Consider the following 23,454-nt stretch of genomic DNA (forward strand, 5'->3'; position numbering starts at 1 on the left):
CACCCCGAACGTGTGCCTATGCGGCGGTTTCGACGCTGCCCTTCGGCTCGATGTGCGGCACGATCAGCCGCTTCTGCACCGGGCTGTCGGGCGAGGCGATCCGCTTGGCGAGCATTTCGACCGCGGTCTGGCAGACGGCCACCGGCTCGGACTCGACCGAGGTGAAAGACAGGACGTAGAGCCGCGCGAGCTCGGCCGCGTGCAGTGAGACGACGCTCCGGTCGGCGGGCACTTCGAGCCCGAGGTCGTGGAGCGCGAACGGGAGCATCGCGACGGCGGCGTCGTTGTGGATCAGCAGCGCACGCGGGTTCTCGGGGTCCTGGAGCACAGCGCGCAGGGTCGCGCGCACCTGCTCCGGCCCCACCGGCACGGAGACCGGGACGAGCCGGAGGCCGCGCCGTTCGGCCCGCTCGCGGGCCGAGCTAGCGAACCGGTTCGCATAGGTGCTGCCCGAGGCGTACAGCTCTTCGGGCCATTTGACGAACACCGCTTCGCGGTGGCCCGCGTCGGCGAGGTGGTCGACCAGCATCGCGGCCCCGGCGGCGAAGTCGAGGTCGACCGCGTCGACACCACGGGTGTCCTGGGGCATCCCGAGCAGGACCGCCGGATAGCGCGCCTGGTTGATCGGTTCCAGTCGCGGGTCGTCGTCGACCACGTTGAGCAGGATGAACCCGTCGACCTGGCGGCCGGAGATCGCCCGCCGCACCGCCTCGACACCGTCGGGCTCGGTCAGCAGCACGACCGAGTAGCCCTGCTCGCGCGCCGCGTCGGAGAGAGCGATGAGGTACGCCGCCAGCGCCGGGCTGAACTCGGCCTCGTGGAAGCCGACGACGACGCCCAAGGCCATGGTGCGTGAGGTCGCCAGTGCCCTGGCCCCGGCGTTGACGGAGAACTGGAGCTTGGCGACCGCCGCGTCGACCTTGGCCTGCGTCTCGGGGCTGACGTACTTGCGGCCGGTCAGGACCGAGGAGACGGTGCTGCGAGACACCCCGGCCTCACGTGCTACATCGCCGATCGTGGCCACGCTGCTCCCTCCGCTCCTCGCTCGAACTCCGTCCAGTGTACCGGTTCGCTGTGGGTCGGCCCCCGGCTGAGTGGCGGCCGCCGGCTCAGCCGGCGGCCGCCACAAGGGATGATCAGACGGTGATGCAGAAGGTGGCGTCGGCGCGGTCGCCCGCGTCCTCTATCGGATCGAGCTGCAACTCGAAGCCCGAGTGCCGGAGATGTTGGTCCGGGAAGTTGTACGCCTGGAACGACGTACACCACTCATCGGCCAGACCTTCGGTCATCTTGAACGTCGCGTCCTTGTCGAACAGCGCGGTTCCGTCGTCGCGCGCCAGCACCATTTCGAAGAACGAGTGCCGCAGGTAGTGGCCTGGATGGTTCACCGACTCGAACGACACGTACTCGGTCGAGCCGTTCGCCAGACCCGGGACCATCCGGAATTGCGCGTCCGCCTCGGGGCTGGGGTTCTGTTCCAGCCGGACGTTCCAGTTCTTATGCCGCACCAGGCGATCCGGATAGTTGTGGGACTGCAGTTCGCGCCAGGCGACGTCGTGGAACAGCGGGGTGACCGCGATCCGGTCGAGGTTGGGCGCGAACTCCGAGCGCAGCAGCACGCCGGGCCAGGTGTCAGAGGCGTAACTGGTGCCGTCGAACTGCGGTTTCTCCTCGCCGCGCACGACGATCGAGTTGACTCCGGCTTTCAGGTCGACCGGTACGGTGAGTTCCCAGAAGTTGTTCTCGTGGAACGAGTGCGGGAAGATCGCGCGGACCGGGTCGGCGCCGTTGATCGACACCAGGGCATACCGCGCCACGGGGTCGGGGTTGTAGTGCGTGGCGGGCGACTGCTCCTCGTTGGAGTACCGGAAGGTCAGCGCGTACTTGCCGGCTTTCGACACCTCGACATCGTTGAACGTCAGGGTGTTCCCGTTGCCGGGATCGCCGCCGATGCCCGTGACCGCGGCCCCGCCGGAGGCGAGGGACAGGCTCGTGGCCTCCGCGCTCCCGGCGATCGTGCCGTCCTCCGCCTCGTAGACGGCCCCGGTGGCTTCACCGGATGCCGTCACGACGAGTCGGTCGACCTCGAGCCCTTGTGCGCCTTTGACGGTGACCTGGTTGATGCCGCCGAGCAGGAAGGCGTTGACGATGCCGCCCTGTCCGGTGGTCACGGTCTCGCCGTTGACCTCGAGTTCCACCTTTCGGTCGCCGCGCGAGGCGACGTCGAGGAGCGCGGACGCGTCGTCCGGGGAGTAGACCCAGAAGGTCGCCTCGCCGCCGGTCGGCACCGCCGCCGCGCCCGGGCCCGAGCCGTCGTGCTCGCTCGCGTACGTGGGGGCCGCACCGCCGTTGAGCTCGGCGAATTCGGCCTCGTACACGTCGTTCCCGTAGTCGGGGTGGGGCAGAGACAGGTCGATCTTGTCGAGGATGACGTCGCCGGTGATGGCTCCGGTCCCGTCGAGGCTGCGGGTGGCCAGGGTGATGACGTGGTCCCCGGCGGTGAGTTCGACCGTGGTGTCGGTGTGGTCCCACACGGTCCACTTGTAACCCAAGGGGAGGAAGATCTCCTGCTCCGCAGCGCCGTCGACGCTGAGGAACATGTTCGTCGGCCCCTGGGCCTGCACTTCGGCGTCGGTGTTGAGGGAGCTTGCGAAGATGCTCAGGTCGTAGACGCCGGCCTGGGGAACGCTCACGTTGAACTCGATCGCGTTGTTCGAGCCGGTCCGCATCCCGCCGACGTTGTAACCGCCGGAGGTGTAGAACTTCGCCAGGGCCGAAGGGGAGCCTTCAGGGCCGTTGCGCTGCAGGCCCGTGCCGGTCCAGGTGGCGTTCTCGGCCTCGTACGTCGATTCCCAGGCCGTCTGCGGGACGGCCGCATCACCGGGAGCGACGCTCGGGGTCACGATGACCTCGTAAGCGGATTCCGCATTGAGCGCCGGCAGTCCGCCGGAGCCGAAGGCGAGTTCAGCGGTGCCGCCCGTGACGGTCACGTCGACCTCGGCCACCGTGGAGGGCTGGGCCGAGTCGCCGAGCTGGCCGCTCCAGCCGATCTCGCGCACGACCGCGTGCACCTTCTGGCCGAAGGTCGCGGACGGGACGTTGTCGAGTGCGAGCTTGTAGGCCCCGCTCGCGCCGCCGAGCAGGACGCGGGCCTGCCGCTTGTCGGTGTCAAGAGCCGCCACGCCCTGCAGCGTGTAGCTCACGCCCGGCCGCGGCGGCGTGACCTTGACGGTCTGCCCACCGCGCATCTGGCTGTAGGCGTGCAGCAGCCACCACTGGCCGTTGGCGCGGTTGGCCTGCACGGCGGAGTCCGACAGGTTGCCGTCGATGTTCCAATACGCGATGTCACCGTACACTTTGGAGTCTTCGAGTGCGGAGACCCACTGGATCATCTGGCCCGGCACCGAGGTGTGGTAGTTGTAGGCGTATTCGGTGATGTTGATCGGCAGCTGGGTTCCCGCATAGGGCGTGCCGGCGAAGAACCTCGACTCCCAGCCGCGGTACTTGGCGACGTTGGAGCGGATCGTGGCCGGGTTCGACAGCTCATGCCACACGACCACGTCGGGAACCGTTCCCGCTTGGACGGTGTGCTTCATGAAGCCCTCGACCTGGCTGTAGAGGGTGCTGGTGTTCGGACCGCCGATGCGCGCGTCGGGCAGGACCGAGTGGATCACCTCGTAGGCGCGGTCCCAGGCGGCGAAGAAGTACTGCGGATCGGTGTGCCAGTGGATGCGGTTGTAGCTCCAGGGGCCGGTGCCGAACATGTTCCCTTCGGGCTCGTTGTACGGCAGGAAGACGATGTTGTCCTGCTGTTCCGCCGGCAGGGTCGCGACCTGCTCGACCTGGACACGGAGCTTGTCCATGTAGTCGTCGAGCTTCTCCTCAGGAGTGTCGCCGGGCCACTGGTAGGGGAAGCCGCGGTAGATGTCCGTCGTGTAGATGTAGACGTCGCCGTTCGACGCCTCCACCACCGGGCCGAGGGCTTCGAGCGCGTCCGCGCCCGGGTGCTGCGGGCCGTCCTGCGCCTTGGTCGCGACCGTGGTCAGATCGATGCCGTCGATGAGGTTCTCAGAAGGGAGCCCCTCGTCGTACAGGCCGTACAGTGTGCCTGACGCTCCTCCGAGGAAGTCGCCGGTGGTCTGGCCGAGATCGACCCTGATGACATCAGCTTCCTGGCCGGCGGCGGGCACCGCCACCAAGGGGATGATCGCGGCAGCCGCAACCACACTGCATATTCGCGCGGCACGCCGTGCTCGTACGTTCATTTCGCCTCACTCTCATCATTGAGAAGTCCGCCTCTCGTCGACACTTCGGGCAGTGCCGCATCAGCGAACCGGTTCGCTGATTAACGTACCGGCTCTGAACAGCGGAAGCAAGAGCTTGGCGGACCGGTTCAGAATCGTGACCCCGGCACCTTGCTGCCGGGGGCATCGGCTGGTCCCGGGGACGCCGCGAGCCTGCGCGCCAAACAGGGAGGAGGCACAAGCAGTGCGCACCACCCACTCACTTCTTGCCCCGGAGCCAGCCGGACGCGAAAGCACCTACGTCCCTGCCACCAGAGGCGCGGTCCTCAACCTCGCCCCGTGGATCGCCGTCGCACCAGTCGGAGAGGACCCAAATCCCGACAGCCTCACCGGATACAGCCAGGCCCTGGTCGACGCCATCGGCGAACGCGCCCGAACCCTCGCCGAGCAAGCCATCGCCGATCGACCGCACTGGATGGCCTACCTCGGCTAAGAACCCACCGGCCCCTCCGGATCGGCTCTCTCAAGGCGGAAACGGCGGTTCGAATCCGCTCGGAGTACCAGCAGTTGCAGACAGGTAAGCCTCGGCATCGCCGGGTTTTTTGTTGCGCCTTCACGTGGGGACGGTCGCCGGATCGGCGGATTTCAGTCCCTGAGGCCGCCCGTCGTGGCACCATCCCAACGGGAAAGGGAAGGTGACGTCAATGCGACGAAGCACGAAAGCACTGGCAGTGGGTTCTGCCGCCACCGCGATCGCCGCCGGGGCGGCGATCCTGATCGTCGCCCGGAGCAAGCGACGCGCGCGCCTGGGCAGGGTCCACCGGAACAAGTTCGACCGATGGTTCGACACGCTCGATGTCGAGGGCAACGAATACATCACCGAGGAGAATCTGCGGCAGGCCGCCGACCGCGTGCTGGCCGCTCGCGGCGTGCCGGTCGAGAGCCCGATGGGGATTGAACTCCGCGAGGCCACCGCGCGACTGTGGACCGACTTCATCGCCTCGGCCGACTCCACCGGCGACGGCCGGGTCGGCCGCAAGGAACTGCGGAACATCCTGGCCGAGAACATGCTCACCGACCGGATCGCGGCCGGAGCGAAACTCGCCACGGTCGCCGACGCCTACTTCGCGATCACCGACGCCGACGGCGACGGCCTGATCAGCTCCGGCGAATTCGTGCAGCTCCTGCGCAACTGGAACGGGGTCGACTACCGGGAGAGTCACCGGATCTTCGAGCAGCTCGACGCCGACCACGACAACCGGATCACGCCCGAGGAGTGGAGGAAGGCGATCTTCGGCTTCTTCCTCAGCCCCGAGCGCGACCATCCGGCGAACGACCTCATGGGCAAGATCGGCAGCCCGATCCTGGCACCGACCGGGTCCTGACCGGGGCGCGAACGAGACGGCGTGCCCGATCCCGCACCGGGGATCGGGCACGTCGTCTTTGCTGTGCGCGTTAGGCGCTCGGCCATTCGCCGGTGCTTCTGCGGGCGCGGCGGACCATGAGCCGGCCGGCCACTGCCTCGGAACGGCGGCAGCGAGGGTGCCGCAGAGGGATTGCGCGTCGTTGCCGAACCGTGACACGACCGCGTCCCGTTCGTTTCCGAACGGCCGTAGATTCTCGGTTAATCGATTAACAAATTCACCTTGATCACTCACGGCAGGTTGGTTAATCGATTAACTCGATGGTTCGAAGGGAAGTCAACGGTGACCACCAAGCAACCCCGCCTCGCCGATGTCGCGAAGGCCGCCGGCGTCTCGACCGCCACGGCTTCCATGGCGCTCAACGACACCGGAGGCCGACGCATCGGCGCCGAGACCCGCGAGCGGGTCCGCGCCGCCGCCGCCGAACTCGGCTACCGGCCCAACACCGTCGCCCGCGGGCTGCGGACGCGCCGAACCCAGATGCTCGGGTTCGTCGGGGACGACGTCGCCACGACTCCCTTTGCGGGCCAGATGATCCGCGGCGCGCACGACGCGGCCCGCGAGGCCGGTTACCTGCTCCTCATGGTCGACACCATGGGCGAGCCCGACGAGACCGCCGAGGCCATCGGAGCGCTCCAGGAGCGCCAGATCGACGGCATCCTCCTCGCCACCATGTACCACCAGGTCCTGAAGGTGCCCGAGGTCATCGGCTCGACGCCGTGCGTCCTGCTGGACTCGCGAACCCCGGACGGTTCCGCCTCCTCCGTCGTGCCCGACGAGCGCGGCGGCACCCTCGGGGCACTCGTCGAACTGTCGGCCGCCGGACACCGCCGCATCGGCCACGTGACCACGGTCGAGCAGGTCGAGGCCCGCCACATCCGCCTCGCCACCTGGCGCGAGCACGTGGCCTCCTACGGGGTCGACCCGGACGGACTCCTCGCCGAGGGCCCCGCCGCTATGAGCTCCGGCGGGTACGAAGCGGCCATGCGCCTGCTGCGCGCGCCCGACAGGCCCACCGCGATCTTCTGCTTCAACGACCGGATGGCCGTCGGCGTCTACCGCGCCGCAGCCGAACTCGGATTGTCCATTCCGGACGATCTCTCCGTCGTCTCCTACGACGACCAGGAACTCATCGCCCCGGAACTGATTCCGGGGCTCACCTCCACGGCCCTCCCCCACTACGAGATGGGGCGATGGGCCACCGAGGAGCTGCTCAGGAGGCTCGACGATCCCGAAGCCGCACCCGTGCAGCACCTCATGCCCTGCCCCGTATCGCGGCGCGACTCCGTCGCACCACCGCGATGACCGACCCGAAGCCCTTCAGCCCCATCACATTGGAGTGATCACCATGCAACGTCGCAACCTCTTCCAGTTGGCCGCCGCCTCTGGCGGCGCGGCCCTCGCCTACCCCGCTCTGGCCGCGTGCACCGCCTCCGGCTCCGGCTCCTCGGACGGCGAGCTCGTCCTGTGGGCCCACAACGCCGGCAGCCCCCTCGAGATCGCCGTCACCGAGGACATCATCAAGGCCTTCAACGGCTCCCAGGACACCTACAAGGCCTCGCTCGAGCCCTTCCCGCAGGACGTCTACAACGACACCGTGAACGCCGCGGCGCTCTCGGGCGACCTCCCCGATCTGCTCACTGTGGATGGACCGAACGTCCCGAACTGGGCCTGGGCCGGACACCTGCTGCCGCTCGACCTCCCTGCCGAGACCACCGACAAGTTCCTGCCCTCGGTGCTCGGGAAGTTCCAGGGCGAGCTGTACGCGGTCGGGCACTGGGAGGCCGCCTGCGCGATCTTCGCCCGCCAATCCGTGCTCGACGCGGCCGGCGTGCGCATCCCGACCATGGAACAGCCTTGGAGCCGTGAGGAATTCGACGACGCGCTGCAGCGCGTCACCGCCGACGGCACCTACCAGTGGGCGATCGACTTCTCCACCGCCGACACCGGCGAGTGGTTCCCGTACGCGTTCTCGCCGTTCCTGCAGAGCTTCGGCGGCGACCTCATCGACCGCGACACGTACCTCAGCGCCGAAGGCGCGCTCAACGGGCCCGAGGCCCTCGCCTGGGGCCAGTGGTTCCAGGGCCTGTTCACCTCCGGACTCGCCAATGTGGAGTCCCCTGGCGGCGCCGAGGACTTCATGCAGGGCAAGGCGGCCATGGCCTTCCACGGCAACTGGGGCGCCCTCGCCGCCATGGACCTCTACGACGACATGCTGTTCCTGCCGCCGCCGGACTTCGGCAACGGCCCCAAGATCGGCGGCGGTTCCTGGCAGTGGGCCGCCACCGCGACGGCCGACGCGGCCGGGGCCACCTCGTGGCTGGAGACCGCGCTCTCGGACGAGTTCGTCGCCGAGTACGCCAACCAGACCGGGCTCATCCCCGCCACCGACGCGGCCGCGGAGCTCACCGAGAACTACGCGACCGAGGGCAAGCTGCGCATGATGGTCGACTACTCGAAGGCCTATGCCGTGCTGCGCCCCGAGACCCCGGCCTACACCGTCATCGCCTCGGTGTTCACCCAGTACGCCGGCGACATCATCCACGGCGGCGACGTGCAGGAATCCCTCGACGCGATGGTCGCGGAGATCGACGCGGACATCGAGGCGAACGCCGGATACGGGTTCTAGCAATGGCACTCGCTAGCGCTGAGAGGGCCGCCGCTTCGGCGGCGGCCCCGCCCCCGGCACCGAAGCCCAAGCGCCGCTCCCACTCCCGCACGGAGCAGCGGGCCGGAGCCGCCTTCGCGATCCCCGGCGTCGCGCTCCTGCTCCTGTTCGTCATCGGCCCGGCCCTGGTGTCGCTGGTCCTGGCGTTCACGAACGCGCGGCTCATCTCCCCCACGCCGCCCGAGTTCGTGGGGTTGGAGAACTTCCAGCGGGCCTTCACCGAGGACGCGACCTTCCACCGCTCCATGCTGAACACGTTCCTGTTCGCCGGGATCGTGGTCCCGCTGCAGGGCGGTCTCGGCCTGGTGCTGGCACTGCTGGTGAACCAGAAACTGGCGGGGCGGAACTTCTTCCGCACCATCTTCTTCCTGCCGGTGATCACCTCGATGGTGGTCGTCAGCCTGCTGTGGCGCTTCCTGTACCAGGAGGACGGGCTGATCAACTCGGCCCTGTCGATGGTCACCGGCGGCGCTTGGGCCGGCCAGGCGTGGCTCGCCGATCCCTCGACCGCCATGGGAGCCATCGTGGTCATGAGCGTGTGGCAGGGCGTGGGCCTCCACATGATCATCTGGCTCGCGGGGCTCCAGACCATCCCCGAGGAGGTCTACGAGGCAGGCGCGCTCGACGGCACCACGCCCTGGCAGCGGTTCCGGCACCTGACGCTCCCGCTGCTGAAGCCGACGTTCGTGTTCGTGCTCATCACGATCACGATCGCCGCGATGAGCCTGTTCGTGCAGGTCAACATCATGACCAACGGCGGCCCCGTCGGGTCGACGAGCACCATCGTGCTCCAGATCGTCCAGAAGGGATTCCAGCAGCAGCAGATGGGCTACGGGGCCGCGTTGTCCCTGATCTTCTTCTGCATCGTGCTCGCCCTGGCGCTCCTCCAACGGCGCCTGACGAGGGACAAGGACTAGCCATGACCGCAACGACATTCAAGCCGCCGTCGAAGGTGCGACGGGTGTGGACTTACGCTCCGATGACGGTGCTCGCCGCGTTCTTCCTGTTCCCGATCGTGTTCATGCTCGCCGCGAGCCTGAAGACCGACCACCAGATCTTCGCGGACATGAACTCCTTCAAAGCGTTCCTGCCGGTCGGCGAGCTCTCGTTCGCCAACTACGCGGCGGTGTTCGACCGGGTCCCGTTCTGGCGATTCCTCGGGAACACGCTGTTCGTCACCTTCATGGTCACCGCGTTCGGACTCATCGTGAACTCGATGTGCGGCTATGCGCTCGCGCGGATGCGCTGGAAGGGCCGCGGCCTCGTGTTCGCCCTCATCATCGCCACACTCATCCTGCCGTTCGACACCACGATCGTGCCCATGGTGTACCTGGTCGCGAACCTGCCGTGGGTCGGCTTCGACGGCCTGACACCGGTGCTCGAGTTCGGATGGCTGAACACCTATCGCGTGCAGATCATCCCGTTCATCGTGAACGCCTTCTCGATCTTCCTGTTCGCCCAGTACTTCAAGAGCCTCCCCAAGGGACTCGAAGAGGCCGCGGCGATCGACGGAGCCGGCTGGCTGCGCACCTACTGGCGCATCATCGTGCCGCTCTCCAAGCCCGTGTTCGCCACGGTCGCCATCCTGACGGTCGTGACCTCCCCGGCCACCTGGAACGCCTACCTGTGGCCGCTCATGACCGTGCAGAGCGAGGAGCTGCGCCCGGTCATGGTCGGCGTGCAGTACTTCTTCCAGCTCGACACCGCCTGGGGCGAGGTCATGGCCTACATCAGCATGATCACGCTGCCGATGGTGATCGTGTTCCTCGTCTTCCAGCGCTCGTTCATCCAGTCCATCGCCTCAGCGGGCATGAAGGACTGAACTCCCCCACTCTCTAGATAGGACAATAATGCTGAAGCTCGCCGACCACTGGGTCTGGGACTCCTGGTACGCGACCGACGACGACGGCCGCCACCACGTGTTCTTCCTGCGCGCTTCCCGTGCGCTGCAAGAAGAAGGACGACGCCACAAGCGGGCCACGATCGGGCACGCCGTCTCCTCCGACCTGAGGGACTGGACGCTCCTGCCGGACGCGCTCGTCTTCGCCGACGCGCCCGCCTGGGACGACCAGGCCACCTGGACCGGCTCGGTCGTTCGCGAAGACTCCGGACGCTGGCGCATGTTCTACACCGGCGTCTCGCGCGCCGAGGACGGGAACGTGCAGCGCATCGGCTCGGCCGTCTCCGACGACCTCATCACCTGGCACCGCACCCCCGGACCGCAGGTCGAGGTCGATCCCGCCCACTACGAGCGGTTCCGCGAGGGCTCGGGCTGGTTCGACGAGGCCTGCCGCGACCCGTGGGTCTACCGCGGCGACGACGGCTGGCACATGCTCTTCACCGCCAGGGTCGACGGACCGGAGCAGACCCGCGAACGCGGCGTCGTCGGGTACGCGACGTCCGCGGACCTGGAGACCTGGGAAGTGCAGCCGCCGTTGAGCCGACCCGACGCGCTCGGATTCGGGCAGGTCGAGGTCACCCAACTGCATCAAGTGGACGGTCAGTGGCTGATGCTGTTCTGCTGCGGCCAAGGCGAGGCCTCCGACGCGCGCCGCGCCCTCGATGAGACCGGCGACAACTACGTGGTGCCCGTCGAACTGCCGCTCACTGGAATCGACATCGCCAAGGCCCGGCCGTTCGAGCATGAGAGCCTGTATGCGGCGAGACTGCACGACGTGGACGGCCAGACGGTTATCATCGGATTCCGCAACATCGAGGACGGCGAGTTCATCGGCGAGCTCACCGACCCGATCCCGGTGCGATGGGACGGCGAAAGGCTGGTACGCAAGTGATCGGAGTCGTGGGCGAGGCCCTGATCGACCTCGAGGTCGCTCAGAGCGATGCCCGGCATCCGATCGCGCACCCGGGCGGCAGCCCCATGAACGTGGCGGTCACCTTGGGGCGCTTGGGCTCCGATGTCGCCTTCCTCGGGCGGCTCTCGGCGGACGCGTTCGGGAACCTGCTGCGGACCCATCTGGCCGAGTCGAACGTAGACCTGCGCTGGGTCGTGGACGCCGAGGAGCCGACGAGCCTCGCGATCGTGTCCGTGGGTCCGACCGGATCGGCGGACTACGCATTCCATGTGGACGGCACCGCCGACTGGCAATGGCAGGCGACGGAGCTGCCGCAGCACCCCGGCCTCGATGCGGTGCACGCCGGGTCGCTCGCGCTCGCGGTCGACCCCGGTGCGATGGTGGTCGAGCGGTGGCTCGCGGGGCTCAGCACCGGCACGACGATCAGCCTGGACCCGAACGTGCGCCCCGCCCTGCTCGGCGACCGGGACACGTACCGGGAGCGGTTGGAGCGGTGGCTCACATTCGCCGCCATCGTGAAGGTCTCCGACGAAGATCTGGAATGGATCTGGCCGGGGGCCGACCCAGCGGACCTGGCGGCGCATTGGATCGCCAAGGGCCGCAAGATGGTCGTGGTGACCCGCGGCGGCGAGGGCTCGCTCGTGTGGGCCGGGGGCGATCAGTTCCGCGTACCGGCGGCGAAGGCCGACATGGTCGACACCGTCGGCGCGGGCGACTCCTTCAGCGGCGCCCTGCTCGACTGGCTGGACCGCAACGAGCGCCTGCGTCCGGACGACCTGGCGCGCTTGACCGCCGACGAGGCCCGCGAAGCCGTCGGATTCGCGTCCACAGTGGCCGCGGTGACATGTTCCCGGGCGGGCGCCAACCCGCCCTGGCGGAACGAACTCGACTGACACGCGGGCCGTCTCCGGACGGCCCGCAGTGCTTTCCCCCCTTGCGCGAGTTAACCGCTCACTTAACCTATTCATCCATTGATTTAACTATTTTAACTCTTTAGCGTAGTTCGCGTCCCATCACGAACCCTTGGAGATGCACGATGATCCGCACGTCAAGGAAGACTGTGCTCCGCGCCCTCGGCCTCGGCGCGGCCGCCGCCGTAGCCCTGCCGACCGCCGCTTCCGCCGCCCCCAAGCCCGGTCACGGCTACACCGCCGCCGCCTCGTCGAAGCGGCCCGAGTACCACTTCGCCGTTCCCGACGGCTGGAAGAACGACCCGCAGCGTCCGATCTGGGTCGACGGCAAGTACCTCTACTACTACCTCTACAACGCGGACTACGGCGCAGCTGCCGAAGGCACCGCCTGGCGGCTCGCGAGCTCGACCGACAACCTCGTCTACACCGACGAGGGCGTCGCGATCCCCAAGGACGCCAACGCGGACGGCGACGTCTGGTCCGGCTGCGCCGTCATCGACACCGAGAACACCGCCGGATTCGGCGCGGGAGCGGTCGTCGTGCTCGCGACCCAGGAGCACCACGCGTCCCCGGCGGACGCCGACCAGGCCCAGTTCCTCTGGTACTCCACCGACGACGGCCGATCCTTCACGGCGCTCGAAGGCGGCCCGGTGCTGGCCAACCCCGGCGTGCGCGACTTCCGCGACCCGAAGGTGTTCTGGGACGAGGAGCGCTCGCGGTGGGCGATGGCCCTCGCCGAAGGCAACAAGATCGGCTTCTACCACTCCCCCGACCTCAAGGCCTGGACCTACGCGGGCGGCTTCTTCAAGGACGGTCTCGGCGCGCTCGAATGCCCGGACCTGTTCTGGCTCGACTCGGACACCGGCCCGGGGCGCTGGGTGCTCGGCTTGAGCGCCAACGGGAAAGGCTCGGGGCTGCCCTGCACGTACGCGTACTGGACCGGCGACTTCGACGGCGCGAACTTCACGGCCGACCAGGCAGAACCGCAGTGGCTCGACCACGGCTGGGACTGGTACGGGGCCGTCACCTGGGAGAAGATCGCCGACGGACAGGCCGACGCGAAGACGCGCTACGCGCGGGCCTGGATGAACTTCTGGGACTACCCGCACGAGACCCTCACCTGGGAATCGGACGGCTTCAACGGCACCGACTCGATCACTCGCGAGATCTCGCTCAAGTGGTACTCGGACACGGACTGCGCACTGGTGTCACGCCCTGTTGCGGCCCTTGACGACCGGGTCGCCCAGCGCCATGCCCTCGGTGACATCGAAGTGGACGGACACCTCGACCTCGACTTCACCGGACTCGCCTATGAGATCCAGACGTCGATCTCGTGGACCTCGCTCGAGAACGTCGGGCTGCAGTTGCGCCGGTCCAACTGGGGCTCGAGGCATATCGACGTCGGCAAGTACGGCGACTTCGTGTACGTCAACCGGGCCTTCACCTGGAACCCCGACCGCAGTGCCAGGTGGCACGAGAGCCGCACCCCGCACGCCGCCGCGTTCAAGCAGGTGTACCTGCGGATCCTGGTGGACCGCACCAGCATCGAGGTGTTCGTGGACGACGGCAGGCGCGTGCACTCGCACCTGGTCTTCCCCGAAGGCGGCGACAACCGGATCGCCCTCTACGCCCATGGCGGCCCGGCGGTCTTCGGCGACTTCACCATCATCGAGTACGAACCGATCTAGTCGGGTCTTCCGGCGGCTTGGTGGGCGGCTTGTTCGAGGCGGTCGCGGTAGTCCGCCCACCATGTGCCGTCGCCTTCGGGCAGGCCGTCGAAGTCGGGGCGGAGTCCGGCGGTTCCGTCGATGAGTTCGCGGATGATGTCGGCGTGGCCGGTGTGGCGGTTGGTCTCCCTGATGATGAGGACGATCATCTGGTGGAGGGTGACTTCGCCGTGTTCGGCGGGCCACCAGGGGACGGTGCCGGTGGTGTCGAGGTCGAGGGCCTCTACGGTGGCGGCGGCGTGGGCCCAGGCGTTGTGGTAGAAGTCGATGACGGCTTCACTGGTCTCGTCAGGCCGGGCCCACATGTCGACGTTCGGTTCGTCCGGGTCGTCGGCGAACCAGGGCGGCGGGTCGCCGACGGGCCGGCCGAGGACCTCCCCCAGGTATCCGGACACGATGCCGCCGACGTGTTTGACCAGGCCGAGGAGGTTGGTGCCGGTCGGGGTCACGGGTCGGCGCAGGTCGTATTCGCCGAGGCCGTCGAGTTTCCAGAGCAGGCCGTCGCGACATTGCTGAAGGTCGTGCTGCAGGCGTGCTTTGATGTCGGTCATGCTCGCGATGGTGCCACCGGGGTGCGACGCCGAATGGCGCTTTGGGAATCGCGGCGGCTCGCTTGCCCAGAGGTTGGAGAGTTCCCATGTCTCAGACCCCATCGGAGGGGGTGCCGCTTGTCGGCGGTCGCATGGCCGCCGGTGTCGCGCGGGTCGGCGACACAGTACGCAGGCCGGTATGCGGCTCGTCCGATTTCATGGCCGCGCTGCTTGAGTTGCTCGAGGAGCGCGGTTTCAGCGGCGCGCCCAGGTATCTCGGGCGATCCGACGGGGCGGACCTGCTCTCCTTCATCCCCGGCGAGGTTCCCGCGAGATTCCGGCCTTGGTCTGATGCTCAGGTCGCGGCGGCGGCCAGGATGTTGCGGGCGATGCACGATGCGACGCGCGGCAGCGTCCTCGCCGGGAGGTTCGAGGTCGTGTGCCATCACGATCCCGGACCGAACAATGTGGTCTTTCAGGATGGCGTGCCGACCGCGTTCATCGACTTCGCCGAGGCCGCGCCCGGGAGCCGGTTGGAGGACGTGGCGTACATGGCCTGGACCTGGGTCGTCTCGTCGAAACAGGCACGGCCGCTGAGAGATCAGGCCGACCAGGTGCGGCTCCTCGCCGAGACGTACGGGCTGAAAGCCGCCGAGCGGCGAGTTCTGGTCGACTGCATTCTCGAACGCCAGTCCCGGAACGTGCGGTTCTGGGCCGAGATCCAGGCCCGACCGGCTACCGCCATTGCGACACCGGAGGAGCTTGCCGACCGGATCGAATGGAGTAGGCGCGAACATGCCTTCGTCCATGCCCATCGCGGGATCTTCGACGCGGCCTTGGCCTGAGCCGGAGCTGTCTCGACGGTGGCGGGCTCGGCAGCCTGCATCGCCGTCGACCCTGTCGCCAAGCAGCGCTTGGGTTATGCGGTCGCTAAGGTGTTCGCATGACTCTGAACTGGCAATGCATCGTCGTGGACTGTGACGACCCTCGACAGCTCGCGGCTTGGTGGGCGGAGCTGCTCGGCTGGCGCCTGACCCACGCTGGCGACGACGAATCGGTGCTCGAACCGGCCGAAGGCAGCCCGCAGGACGGCGTGTCGCCCGACATGCTGTTCGTGAAGGTGCCCGAGGGCAAGGCCGCCAAGAACCGGCTCCATATGGACCTGCGCCCGGACGACCAGGCCGCGGAGGTCGCCCGGGCCGAGGCGCTGGGCGCGACCCGCGTGGACCTCGGGCGGCCCGACGATGCGTCGTGGGTGACCATGGCCGATCCCGAGGGGAACGAGTTCTGCATTCTGCGGGCCTTCACCCCGGAAGAGCTGGCGACGCTGGAATAACGCGCGAAACACGGACTAGGACGGCGCCGCTTGCGCTAGAAAACTGCTGAAGATCCACGTCACCTGGTCCCAGAACTTGATCCCAGTCGGCGTGAAGCCATCTGCAGCTTCATTACCGCATGCCACCACCATGCCATTCGATGAGACTGGAAGGTCGGTGGTGGAGATGTTCAATGCCACGAGACCGAATACGGCGCAAAGCAGTCCGATGCGGACCCAAAGAGGGAGCTTGAGTCGCCTGATCGGTCGAACCATGATGAACGCCGTGGCGATCAGCAGCGTTCCAGACACCACCTTGCCACCGCCGAGCAGCACGACACCACACAATGCGGTGACGACGATTCCCGTCCACATCGCTGCCTTCTTGAAGTTGCCCATCAGGATCCGTCCTTTCACTGCGGCCGGAAGGGATTCGGCCCGACAGAGCCAGTACACCGGCTGGCCCGTTGCGCGGGCGTAAGCGGAAACGGCAACGCCGCAGCAACATCGGATGTTCTGGAGCAGCCGCTCAGGGCCGGCCACGATCAGCGTCGGGCGGTGCTACTCGCCATGAGCGCAGCAGTCGTCGCAGCCAGTCTCGGTCTTGCCGCCGCCCTCGAAGGCGGCTGCTGTCGGGGTGCAGCAGTTGTCGCCCCGCCACGCTTCGATGCCCTCCTTGACGGCGACGCCGGCGATGACGAGAGCGGCGATCGGGTCGGCCCAGGACCAGCCGAAGAGGCTGTTGAGCGCCAAGCCGATCAGCAGGACGGCCGAAAGGTAGGTGCACAGCAGGGTCTGCTTGGAGTCGGCGACGGCCGTGGCCGAACCGAGTTCGCGGCCGGCACGGCGTTGGGCGTAAGAGAGGAGCGGCATGATCAGCAGCGAGAGCGCGGCCAGGATCAAGCCGACGCTCGAGTGCTCGGCATTGTTTGCGCCGAAGAAGAGACCGCGGACCGATTCGAAGGTGATGTAAGCAGCGAGGGCGAAGAACGAGAGGGCGATGATCCGCAGCGCCCGGTGCTCACGTGCTTCGCGGACTTCGGGGTCTGCAGCGGAGAATTGCCAGGCGACGGCGGCGGCCGAGGCGACTTCGATGATCGAGTCGAGGCCGAAGCCGATGAGCGCGGTGGAGGACGCGACCGTCCCGGCGGTGAGGGCGACGACCGCTTCCATCAGGTTGTAGGTGATGGTGGCGGCGACCAGGAAGCGGATGATCCGGGTCAGCTGGGCGCGGCGCTCCGGTGTGGAGCCGGTCAACTTGGGGGACAACGGGATCGGCGAGGCCATCAGCAGCAGTCCTTTTCGTCGGTGGCGTCGCACGCCTGGGGGTCGATGGCGAGGACGACACCGAGGAGGTCGCCCAGGGCGTGGGCAAGCCGGGGGTCTGCCAGCTCGTAGCGGGTCCGGCGGCCCTCGGGGAGGGCGACGACCAGGCCGCAGCCGCGCAGGCAGGCAAGGTGGTTGGACAACGACTGGCGTGAGACCCCGAGAGTCTCGGCGAGGTCGGCCGGGTAGCCGGGGGCTTCGCGCAGCGCAAGGAGCAGCCGCGAGCGGGTCGGATCGGACAGCGCATGGCCGAATCGGGCCAGCACCTGCCCATAGGTCAAGGTCTCCACGATCACGATAGTACACGCAATCATGTATTCATCAAGAGATGAACTATCGCCGGTTTCCCGCGGGAACGAGCCCAAAGATCGAGGCCGGGCAACTCCGTCTCGAACGCCCGCGGATCGTCGTGAACGTCGTGACACTCACCGAGGGACGGTGGGACTCTGGTCAAACCAGCAGCGACGAGGAGGTGGACGGGTGGGGTTGCACTTCGGGCGGCGGGTTGGTTGGGGTTGGGGCGCAATGACTCCGGTCGCGGCGGGGTCGCAGAACATGAAACCTTTCGCACCTTGTGGGTGTTGCCGACCGATCCTGTATCGCGGATAATTGAAAGTACGCACAAGGATGCGAAATCCGAACACAGTAGACGCAGAGTCCGGTGGAAAGCAGACTAAGACATAAGCCTCTGGCCGGATACTCCGTTGACCACGTAGAAGCACCAGTCGCCCGCGCTGCAGAAGCGTAGAGATCCGACCGCTTCCATGCTTGTGCCATTGCCCCCGTCGAGGTCCCGAAGGTGGATAAGCCGACTTGAGGCGAGGCAACCAGTCAGCGACACTTGGCCGGGTGCGATCGGGTGTTGGTAAGCGATGCCCGGCAAGCAAGGCGAGGCCGGAGATCCGTCCGGCGGGAGAAACCTCAGACATCGGAAGGGAAGCTCACAAGGCAAGACAGGCCAGGGGGTACGAAGTCGATCGAAGCGACTCGAACCCGTTATGCGGCAAGGGAGGTGACACGACCATGAAGACCATGAGCGACAAGGGCAACATGACGGTGCGCTGTGCTCGACCGGGCAGGCGAGACTGCAAGGGCGAGTGGGCAATCGAGTCGGCATCTGCAAACGCGGCTGCCACTGGTGCCGCCCCGGCCACCCCGATCGGTGCCCACCGCACCACCGCCGACCGTGTGCGGCCCACCGCGCACAACCGAATCGGCTCCCGACACACCGTCGCTGACAGCATTCGCCCGGCCCCAGACGGGGCCGAGCAGGCGACACCGACCGGCACCACGCCAGCGTCCAGATGGCGAGCCCGACCGGCCCGGCCCCGGCTACACGGCCCAAGGCCGGATCCGACCTTGCCGTCGCCGCCCGCTTGTAGCGCAAGCGAAGTGAGGCCAAGACGCGCGAACAACCGGTGCCTTCCACTCGGCCAGGCTGGAACACCGCCCGGCCTCAACTCGACCCCGAACACCCCGGCAGTCCCCACCTCGCTGTCGCTGCCTGCTTGCAGCCCAACCGAATCGGGGCCGACCTGGTGACGCCGACCGAGTCCACACCAGCAACCATTCGGCACCGACTGGCCCGGCACCGGCCATACAACCCCGGGCCAGACAAACTCGCGCGGGCGGCTTTAGCCGCGGCGAGCGCGGCTTCGAGCGGTGCAGCAAGGGCTCCGGCCTGGACCTGGCCTTCTCAAGACGGTCGGTGACCCATGCGATCTGCATCGTCTTCCCCTCGACACCGAGCATCGCGAGCCGCTCTCGGACCTCGGCGGTGTATTCACGGCTGGCGCCGATTCCGGCGAGGAGATTGCGGGCCTGATCGAGGGCGACGCGGATCGCAGCGGCAAGGAGTCGATCGAGGCACGGCGGGACTCCGCAGGCGGCCGTGTCCAGCCCCGGTTGTGCTTGCGGGAATCTAATACTCCAGTGAGAGCTCAGGGCGTGAGCTGCGAAAATGCTGGTGCTGGAGACGGAGTTGGGACCGTCGGTCTGGCTGTCCTTACCCGATAGGGTCGGGCGATGAACGCCTCGGATTCCCTCGCCACCCTGCCGAAAGCCGATCTGCACGTCCACCAGGAAGCGACCCGCTACCTCGACCTGGTCCTGGCCGAACGTGAAGGACGGGAGCCGTACGACTGGTCGGCCTGGCGCGACCGGCTCGCGGCCGAGCTCCCTCCCGGCAAGGAGCGCTTGCAGCGGATCGGCTCGGTGCAGCCGGTTTCGCTCGAGCACGACAACGATGACGAGCTGTTCACCGCGCGGTTCGCGGCGCTGATGCGCGACCACGCCGCCGCAGGCGCGTGCTACGTCGAGATCCGCTGCGGCGGTGAGGTCGCCACACGCGACGGCTTCATGTCGATGTTTCGGGAAGCCGAGCAGCAGGTGCAGGCCGACTATCCGCGCCTGCACGCCGAGGTGCTGGCGATCGTCATCGGCGCCGGGCAGGATCCCGAACGCGCGGACGCGTTCGCCGACGACTGCATCCGAGCCTCCGACGAAGGACTGGCAGGAATCGACTTCCTCTATGCGCCATACGACATCGAGGCGGACTGGACGCCCATGTACCGGCTGGCGGAGCGATTCGCCGACGCCGGTTTGGGGATCACCGCGCACGCGGGTGAGCTGTCGACGGCCAACATCGCCGCCGCGGCGCGGATGCCGGGCCTGACCAGAATCGGGCACGGTATCCACGCCGCGACGGACCCGGAGTTGCTGCAGTTGCTGGTCGACCAGGGCGTGACACTGGAGTGCGCGTTGACGTGCAACGACTACTTCGGCGTCCTGCCCGACCTCGAGGAGCATCCCTTGCTGCGCCTGGTCGAGGCCGGCGTTGCGGTCACCCTCGCTACCGACAACCCCGTACAGCTCAGCACCACCATCGAGCAGGAGTACAGCGTGGCAGCCGGACTCGGCATGAGCGACGCGCAGCTCGCCGACTTCACCCGCAACGCGATCCGGGCGGCATTCACCTCGGACGAACGCAAGTCCGCGATGCTTGGGGAGCTCGCGGCAGCCAGGGGAAAGCGGTCGGCGTTCACGGCCGTGGATCGGGCGTATGATGCTCGACCATGACTGGAGCCTCCGAATACCTCAGTGCCACAACGGAAGCCTATGACCGGGTCGCCGTTGAGTACGCGGAAATCGTGCGCGACGAGTTCGACGGGCTGCCTCTCGATCGTGCCATGCTGGCCGCGTTCGCCGAGTACGTGCAGACGGGCCGTCCAGGGCTGGTGGCCGAATTGGGCTGCGGCCCTGGGCGGGTCACCGCGCATCTGAGGGATCTGAGCTTGGAGGTCTACGGCGTCGACCTGTCGCCGGCGATGATTGCTATCGCCCGCGAGGCCCACCCTGATCTGCGGTTCGAGGTGGGTTCCATGGACGCCCTGGACCTGGCCGACGGAGCGCTTCGCGGCGTCGTGTCCTGGTACTCGGTGATTCACGCCCCGCCGCAGGAGGTGGCTTCGTACTTCGCCGAGTTCCGCCGAGTGATAGCGCCGGGAGGATGTCTGCTGGTCGCGTTCTTCGAGTCCGAAGGCGATCCGGTGACGAAGTACGACACCAGGGTCGTGCCGGCCTACCGGTGGCCGATCGATGAACTCGCGAAGCTCGCAGGCGAGACCGGCTTCGTCGAGATCGGCCGGATGCTGCGAGAGCCACGAGTCGGGGAACGATACCGCCGGGGTCATCTGCTGATGCGTCGAGAAGCTTGACGTCGACAGGCGCGCAGAAGGCGTTGGAGGCGTTGGAGGCGTTTGAAGACGCCGGGGTCGGACACGCGATGCGCGTCCGGCTCCGGCTGCGCTTGCGGGTGTTTAAGTCTCGGGCTGCCGAGCGCAACTGCTCAGGCTTCAGTGCGAGCAATGCGATCTCGACTCCGTCTTCATCGTCGAACTCCACTTCGAACGCTCGCGGGTCGTCGTAAACGTCGACGACAGTGCCGACCATGCCTTCCCGGAGGCCCTTCTCCGGCAGATCCACGGCCAGTTCGACCACGTCGTACAGGTTCATCTCTCCCCCTTCGGCGGGAAGCCGATCGTCACCAGCCGAGTCTTTCGGACGCGCTTCTGGCGCATTCGCTCGCCGAGGGACGGTGAGACTCGGGTCAAACCCGGCGGCGATGGAGTGGTTGGCAGGCGGCGTCGGTTGTCGGGTGGCGGGTTTGGTTTGTGTTGGGGCGCAGTCGGTTCGGGCGGCTGGTGTGCGGAACATGAAACGTTTCGCACCTTGTGGGTGTTGCCGACCGATCCTGTATCGCGGATAATTGAAAGTACGCACAAGGATGCGAAATCCGAACATAGTAGACGCAGAGTCCGGTGGTAAGCAGACTAAGACATAAGCCTCTGGCCGGATACTCCGTTGACCACGTAGAAGCACCAGTCGCCCGCGCTGCAGAAGCGTAGAGAACCGACCGCTTCCCTCCCTTGTGTTATTGCCCCCGTCGAGGTCCCGAAGGTGGATGAGCCGACTTGAGGCGAGGCAACCAGTCAGCGTCACTTGGCCGGGTGCGATCGGGTGTTGGTAAGCGATGCCCGGCAAGCAAGGCGAGGCCGGGGATCCGCCCGGCGGGACGAACATCAGACATCGGAAGGGAAACCCACAAGCAAGGCCGGCAAGAACAAGCAAGGCCAGGCTGGCAAGGCAGCACGAGAACATCGAGGCGACTCGAACCCAGTATGCGGTGAAGGAGGTGACACGACCATGAAGACCATGAGGGACACGACGAACATGACGGTGCGCTGCGCCCGAGGGGACAAGCGAACCCCCAAGGGCGAGTCGGCAACGGCAACCGGGGCGGCAGCAACAACCGCCGCCACTGCTGCCGCCCCAGCCACGGACTCGCCGACCGGTGCCTACTGCACCGCCACCGCTGACAGCTCGCGCCCGGCCCGAAACGGGGCCGAGCAGGCGACACCGACCAGCGCCACGCCAGGCGCCAGGCGCCAGGCGCCAGGCGCCGACATCTACCGACCCGGCCTCGGCCGCGCGACCCGGGGCCGGATCCGACCTCGCCATCGCTGCCCGCTTGTAGCCCAAGCGAAGCGAGAACGAGAGCCGTCAACGACCGGCACCGCCCATTCGGCACGACCGCGGCATCACCCACTCCCGACCCGGCCACGAACTCCTCGCTCAGCCCCCACCTCGCCGTCGCTGCCTGCCCTAAGCCCGCCCGAAACGGGCTCGATCGGGCGACGCCGACCGGCCCCACACAAGCCGCCAGACGGCGAGCCCGGCGGGCCCAGCCCCGGCCACACAACCCCGAGCCAGATCAATCCCGGCGGGCGGCATCGGCCGCGATGGCTCTTCTTGCGAGCGGTAGGACCACGTGCGGCGGGTTCTCGGATCTGGGTTCTGACGAGTTTCGGTTCCGGCCCATATTTCGTGACGTTCACGGAGCACAGTCTGCAAAGCGCAGCACGCTCTATGCCGGCGGCCGATGGGCCTTGATGGCGAGCACGTAGGGGATCGCGTGTTCACGAGGTTCGCTCACGTGCTCGATGCGCAGTCCGGCCTCGAGCACGCCGTTGAGTAGATCGCTGAGCGACAGATGGCGCATGCCCACCTGCTGGCGTACACCGCCGCTGCTCCACCACGTCGATGCCTCGTGCCGTCCCGCCTGGCGATAGATCGGATGGATGATCCGGGCGCCGTCTTCTCGGTTCTGGACGTGCGGACCGTTGAAGCAGGGGTGGACGCCGTAGAAGACGAACAGGCCACCGGGCTGGAGGACGCGCGCCGCTTCCCTCATCACCTGGGCCCAGTTGTCGACATCGGTCGACGCCCACAAGGAGACCACCGTCGGGAACACCGCATCAGCGAAGGGCAGCGCCGCCGCATCGCTCTGCACTACAGAGCGGTCGCGGTCGATGGCGATTCGCAGTTGATCGGCCGACCGATCCAGCCCCACGACAGACCGTCCGGTGGCGCGGATGGCGTCGAAGTAGTGTCCGGTACCGCAGCCCAGATCAAGGCACCATCCTGCGCCTTCGCCGAGAAGTTCCATCAGCGGGTCCCGGTTTTGCCGGGCCGACTCGGCGTTGTAGTCCTCGTACCACGCGGCAATTCCGTCGTACCTGGCTTGGATGCTTTCGGCCATGGCAACTTCGCCCTTCGTAACGGTCTCAGTCCCAGTTGATCACGAGATGCGTTGGTGTAACAAGGATCCGGTGCGCTCAGCTCCTCAATGTCCTTCTACCGCATCTCCGTGATCTTGCCGTCGATGATGTTTTAGAGGTGGCCGGACGTGTTGTCATCCACGTTGCCACGACCGCGACGGCAGGCGTTTGTCCTGGCTGCGGGGTCTACTCGGCGCGGGTGCGCTCGCGCTACCGGCGACGGCTTCGCGATGTCCCGATGTCCTCTGGTCCGCGAGCTCCCCGAGCCGAGATCGAGGCCGATCCGGAACCTCGGGATCGACAACAGGAGTCGATCGAGGACACGGCAGGGGCTCCGTAGGTGGTCGAGGGAGACCGAGGCCGGGCACGCGATGCGT

Annotated in this window: 21 protein-coding genes and 1 pseudogene; 14 read left to right on the forward strand and 8 right to left on the reverse strand. The window is 67.3% G+C overall.

Annotated elements, in window-relative coordinates; all coding sequences use genetic code 11:
- Window positions 1-16 precede the first annotated feature (16 nt).
- Window positions 17-1,024: a LacI family DNA-binding transcriptional regulator gene (locus ACFO8M_RS06550; protein WP_387972209.1), complete on the reverse strand. Its 1,008-nt coding sequence runs from the start codon at window positions 1,022-1,024 to the stop codon at window positions 17-19.
- A 112-nt stretch (window positions 1,025-1,136) separates the two neighbouring features.
- Complete coding sequence (locus ACFO8M_RS06555; RefSeq protein ID WP_387972212.1) at window positions 1,137-4,226, reverse strand: AbfB domain-containing protein; 3,090 nt, start codon at window positions 4,224-4,226, stop codon at window positions 1,137-1,139.
- Window positions 4,227-4,488: 262 nt separating this feature from the next.
- Here ACFO8M_RS06555 and ACFO8M_RS06560 point away from each other — a divergent pair, with 262 nt between their 5' ends.
- From ACFO8M_RS06560 to ACFO8M_RS06600, 9 genes are all read left to right on the forward strand, one after another.
- A complete protein-coding gene (locus ACFO8M_RS06560) occupies window positions 4,489-4,737 on the forward strand; it encodes a hypothetical protein (RefSeq protein ID WP_387972215.1) in 249 nt (82 codons plus the stop codon).
- Between the two features lie 211 nt (window positions 4,738-4,948).
- Window positions 4,949-5,629, forward strand: a complete 681-nt coding sequence (locus ACFO8M_RS06565) for an EF-hand domain-containing protein (protein WP_387972218.1) — start codon at window positions 4,949-4,951, stop codon at window positions 5,627-5,629.
- A gap of 321 nt (window positions 5,630-5,950) precedes the next feature.
- On the forward strand, window positions 5,951-6,973 hold the full coding sequence (locus ACFO8M_RS06570) for a LacI family DNA-binding transcriptional regulator (RefSeq protein WP_387972221.1): 1,023 nt from the start codon (window positions 5,951-5,953) through the stop codon (window positions 6,971-6,973).
- A gap of 43 nt (window positions 6,974-7,016) precedes the next feature.
- Window positions 7,017-8,297, forward strand: a complete 1,281-nt coding sequence (locus ACFO8M_RS06575; RefSeq protein WP_387972224.1) for an extracellular solute-binding protein — start codon at window positions 7,017-7,019, stop codon at window positions 8,295-8,297.
- A 2-nt stretch (window positions 8,298-8,299) separates the two neighbouring features.
- A complete protein-coding gene (locus tag ACFO8M_RS06580; RefSeq protein WP_387972227.1) occupies window positions 8,300-9,253 on the forward strand; it encodes a carbohydrate ABC transporter permease in 954 nt (317 codons plus the stop codon).
- A gap of 2 nt (window positions 9,254-9,255) precedes the next feature.
- Entirely contained in the window at window positions 9,256-10,158 is a 903-nt protein-coding gene (locus tag ACFO8M_RS06585; protein WP_387972230.1) for a carbohydrate ABC transporter permease, read from the forward strand.
- Between the two features lie 28 nt (window positions 10,159-10,186).
- The gene (locus ACFO8M_RS06590) at window positions 10,187-11,128 is read left to right on the forward strand and encodes a glycosyl hydrolase family 32 (protein WP_387972233.1); all 942 of its coding nucleotides are present in this window, start codon (window positions 10,187-10,189) and stop codon (window positions 11,126-11,128) included.
- Complete coding sequence (locus ACFO8M_RS06595; RefSeq protein ID WP_387972236.1) at window positions 11,125-12,042, forward strand: carbohydrate kinase family protein; 918 nt, start codon at window positions 11,125-11,127, stop codon at window positions 12,040-12,042. Before ACFO8M_RS06590 ends, ACFO8M_RS06595 begins: the two co-directional genes overlap by 4 nt.
- A 143-nt stretch (window positions 12,043-12,185) precedes the next feature.
- A complete protein-coding gene (locus tag ACFO8M_RS06600; RefSeq protein WP_387972240.1) occupies window positions 12,186-13,748 on the forward strand; it encodes a glycoside hydrolase family 32 protein in 1,563 nt (520 codons plus the stop codon).
- Here the strand turns inward: ACFO8M_RS06600 and ACFO8M_RS06605 are convergent.
- Window positions 13,745-14,338, reverse strand: a complete 594-nt coding sequence (locus tag ACFO8M_RS06605; protein ID WP_387972243.1) for a DinB family protein — start codon at window positions 14,336-14,338, stop codon at window positions 13,745-13,747. The two genes, ACFO8M_RS06600 and ACFO8M_RS06605, sit on opposite strands and share 4 nt — an antisense overlap.
- Before the next feature lie 86 nt (window positions 14,339-14,424).
- Between ACFO8M_RS06605 and ACFO8M_RS06610 the strand changes: the two genes are divergently transcribed.
- Together ACFO8M_RS06610 and ACFO8M_RS06615 are read left to right on the forward strand one after the other, a co-directional pair.
- Window positions 14,425-15,162 carry a phosphotransferase family protein gene (locus ACFO8M_RS06610; RefSeq protein ID WP_387972245.1) on the forward strand — a complete coding sequence of 246 codons (738 nt, stop codon included), beginning with the start codon at window positions 14,425-14,427 and terminating at the stop codon, window positions 15,160-15,162.
- A gap of 98 nt (window positions 15,163-15,260) precedes the next feature.
- On the forward strand, window positions 15,261-15,653 hold the full coding sequence (locus tag ACFO8M_RS06615; RefSeq protein ID WP_387972247.1) for a VOC family protein: 393 nt from the start codon (window positions 15,261-15,263) through the stop codon (window positions 15,651-15,653).
- 15 nt (window positions 15,654-15,668) lie between these two features.
- On the opposite strand, the gene ACFO8M_RS06620 is transcribed toward ACFO8M_RS06615, so the two are convergent.
- The 3 genes from ACFO8M_RS06620 to ACFO8M_RS06630 form a co-directional block, all read right to left on the reverse strand.
- A complete protein-coding gene (locus ACFO8M_RS06620) occupies window positions 15,669-16,031 on the reverse strand; it encodes a hypothetical protein (protein WP_387972250.1) in 363 nt (120 codons plus the stop codon).
- Window positions 16,032-16,193: 162 nt separating this feature from the next.
- Window positions 16,194-16,919, reverse strand: coding sequence for a cation transporter (locus ACFO8M_RS06625; protein WP_387972253.1), 726 nt, complete (start codon window positions 16,917-16,919; stop codon window positions 16,194-16,196).
- Window positions 16,919-17,254 (reverse strand): ArsR/SmtB family transcription factor, encoded by a 336-nt coding sequence (locus ACFO8M_RS06630; protein ID WP_387972384.1) that lies wholly within the window; start codon window positions 17,252-17,254, stop codon window positions 16,919-16,921. Before ACFO8M_RS06630 ends, ACFO8M_RS06625 begins: the two co-directional genes overlap by 1 nt.
- Before the next feature lie 1,729 nt (window positions 17,255-18,983).
- On the opposite strand from ACFO8M_RS06630, the gene ACFO8M_RS06635 reads away from it, so the two are divergent.
- Both ACFO8M_RS06635 and ACFO8M_RS06640 read left to right on the forward strand, forming a co-directional pair.
- Entirely contained in the window at window positions 18,984-20,036 is a 1,053-nt protein-coding gene (locus ACFO8M_RS06635) for an adenosine deaminase family protein (protein ID WP_387972256.1), read from the forward strand.
- A complete protein-coding gene (locus ACFO8M_RS06640; RefSeq protein ID WP_387972259.1) occupies window positions 20,033-20,674 on the forward strand; it encodes a class I SAM-dependent methyltransferase in 642 nt (213 codons plus the stop codon). The genes ACFO8M_RS06635 and ACFO8M_RS06640 overlap by 4 nt, the downstream gene beginning before the upstream one ends.
- A gap of 133 nt (window positions 20,675-20,807) precedes the next feature.
- On the opposite strand, the pseudogene ACFO8M_RS06645 reads toward ACFO8M_RS06640, so the two are convergent.
- Window positions 20,808-21,977, reverse strand: a pseudogene (locus tag ACFO8M_RS06645) (DUF4926 domain-containing protein); the annotation flags it as partial.
- Window positions 21,978-22,383: 406 nt separating this feature from the next.
- On the reverse strand, window positions 22,384-23,058 hold the full coding sequence (locus tag ACFO8M_RS06650; protein WP_387972262.1) for a class I SAM-dependent methyltransferase: 675 nt from the start codon (window positions 23,056-23,058) through the stop codon (window positions 22,384-22,386).
- A 137-nt stretch (window positions 23,059-23,195) separates the two neighbouring features.
- On the opposite strand from ACFO8M_RS06650, the gene ACFO8M_RS06655 reads away from it, so the two are divergent.
- The gene (locus ACFO8M_RS06655; RefSeq protein WP_387972387.1) at window positions 23,196-23,417 is read left to right on the forward strand and encodes a transposase family protein; all 222 of its coding nucleotides are present in this window, start codon (window positions 23,196-23,198) and stop codon (window positions 23,415-23,417) included.
- Window positions 23,418-23,454: the final 37 nt, after the last annotated feature.

It is taken from the genome of Glycomyces rhizosphaerae (genome assembly GCF_042647865.1).
GTDB lineage: Bacteria > Actinomycetota > Actinomycetes > Mycobacteriales > Micromonosporaceae > Glycomyces > Glycomyces rhizosphaerae.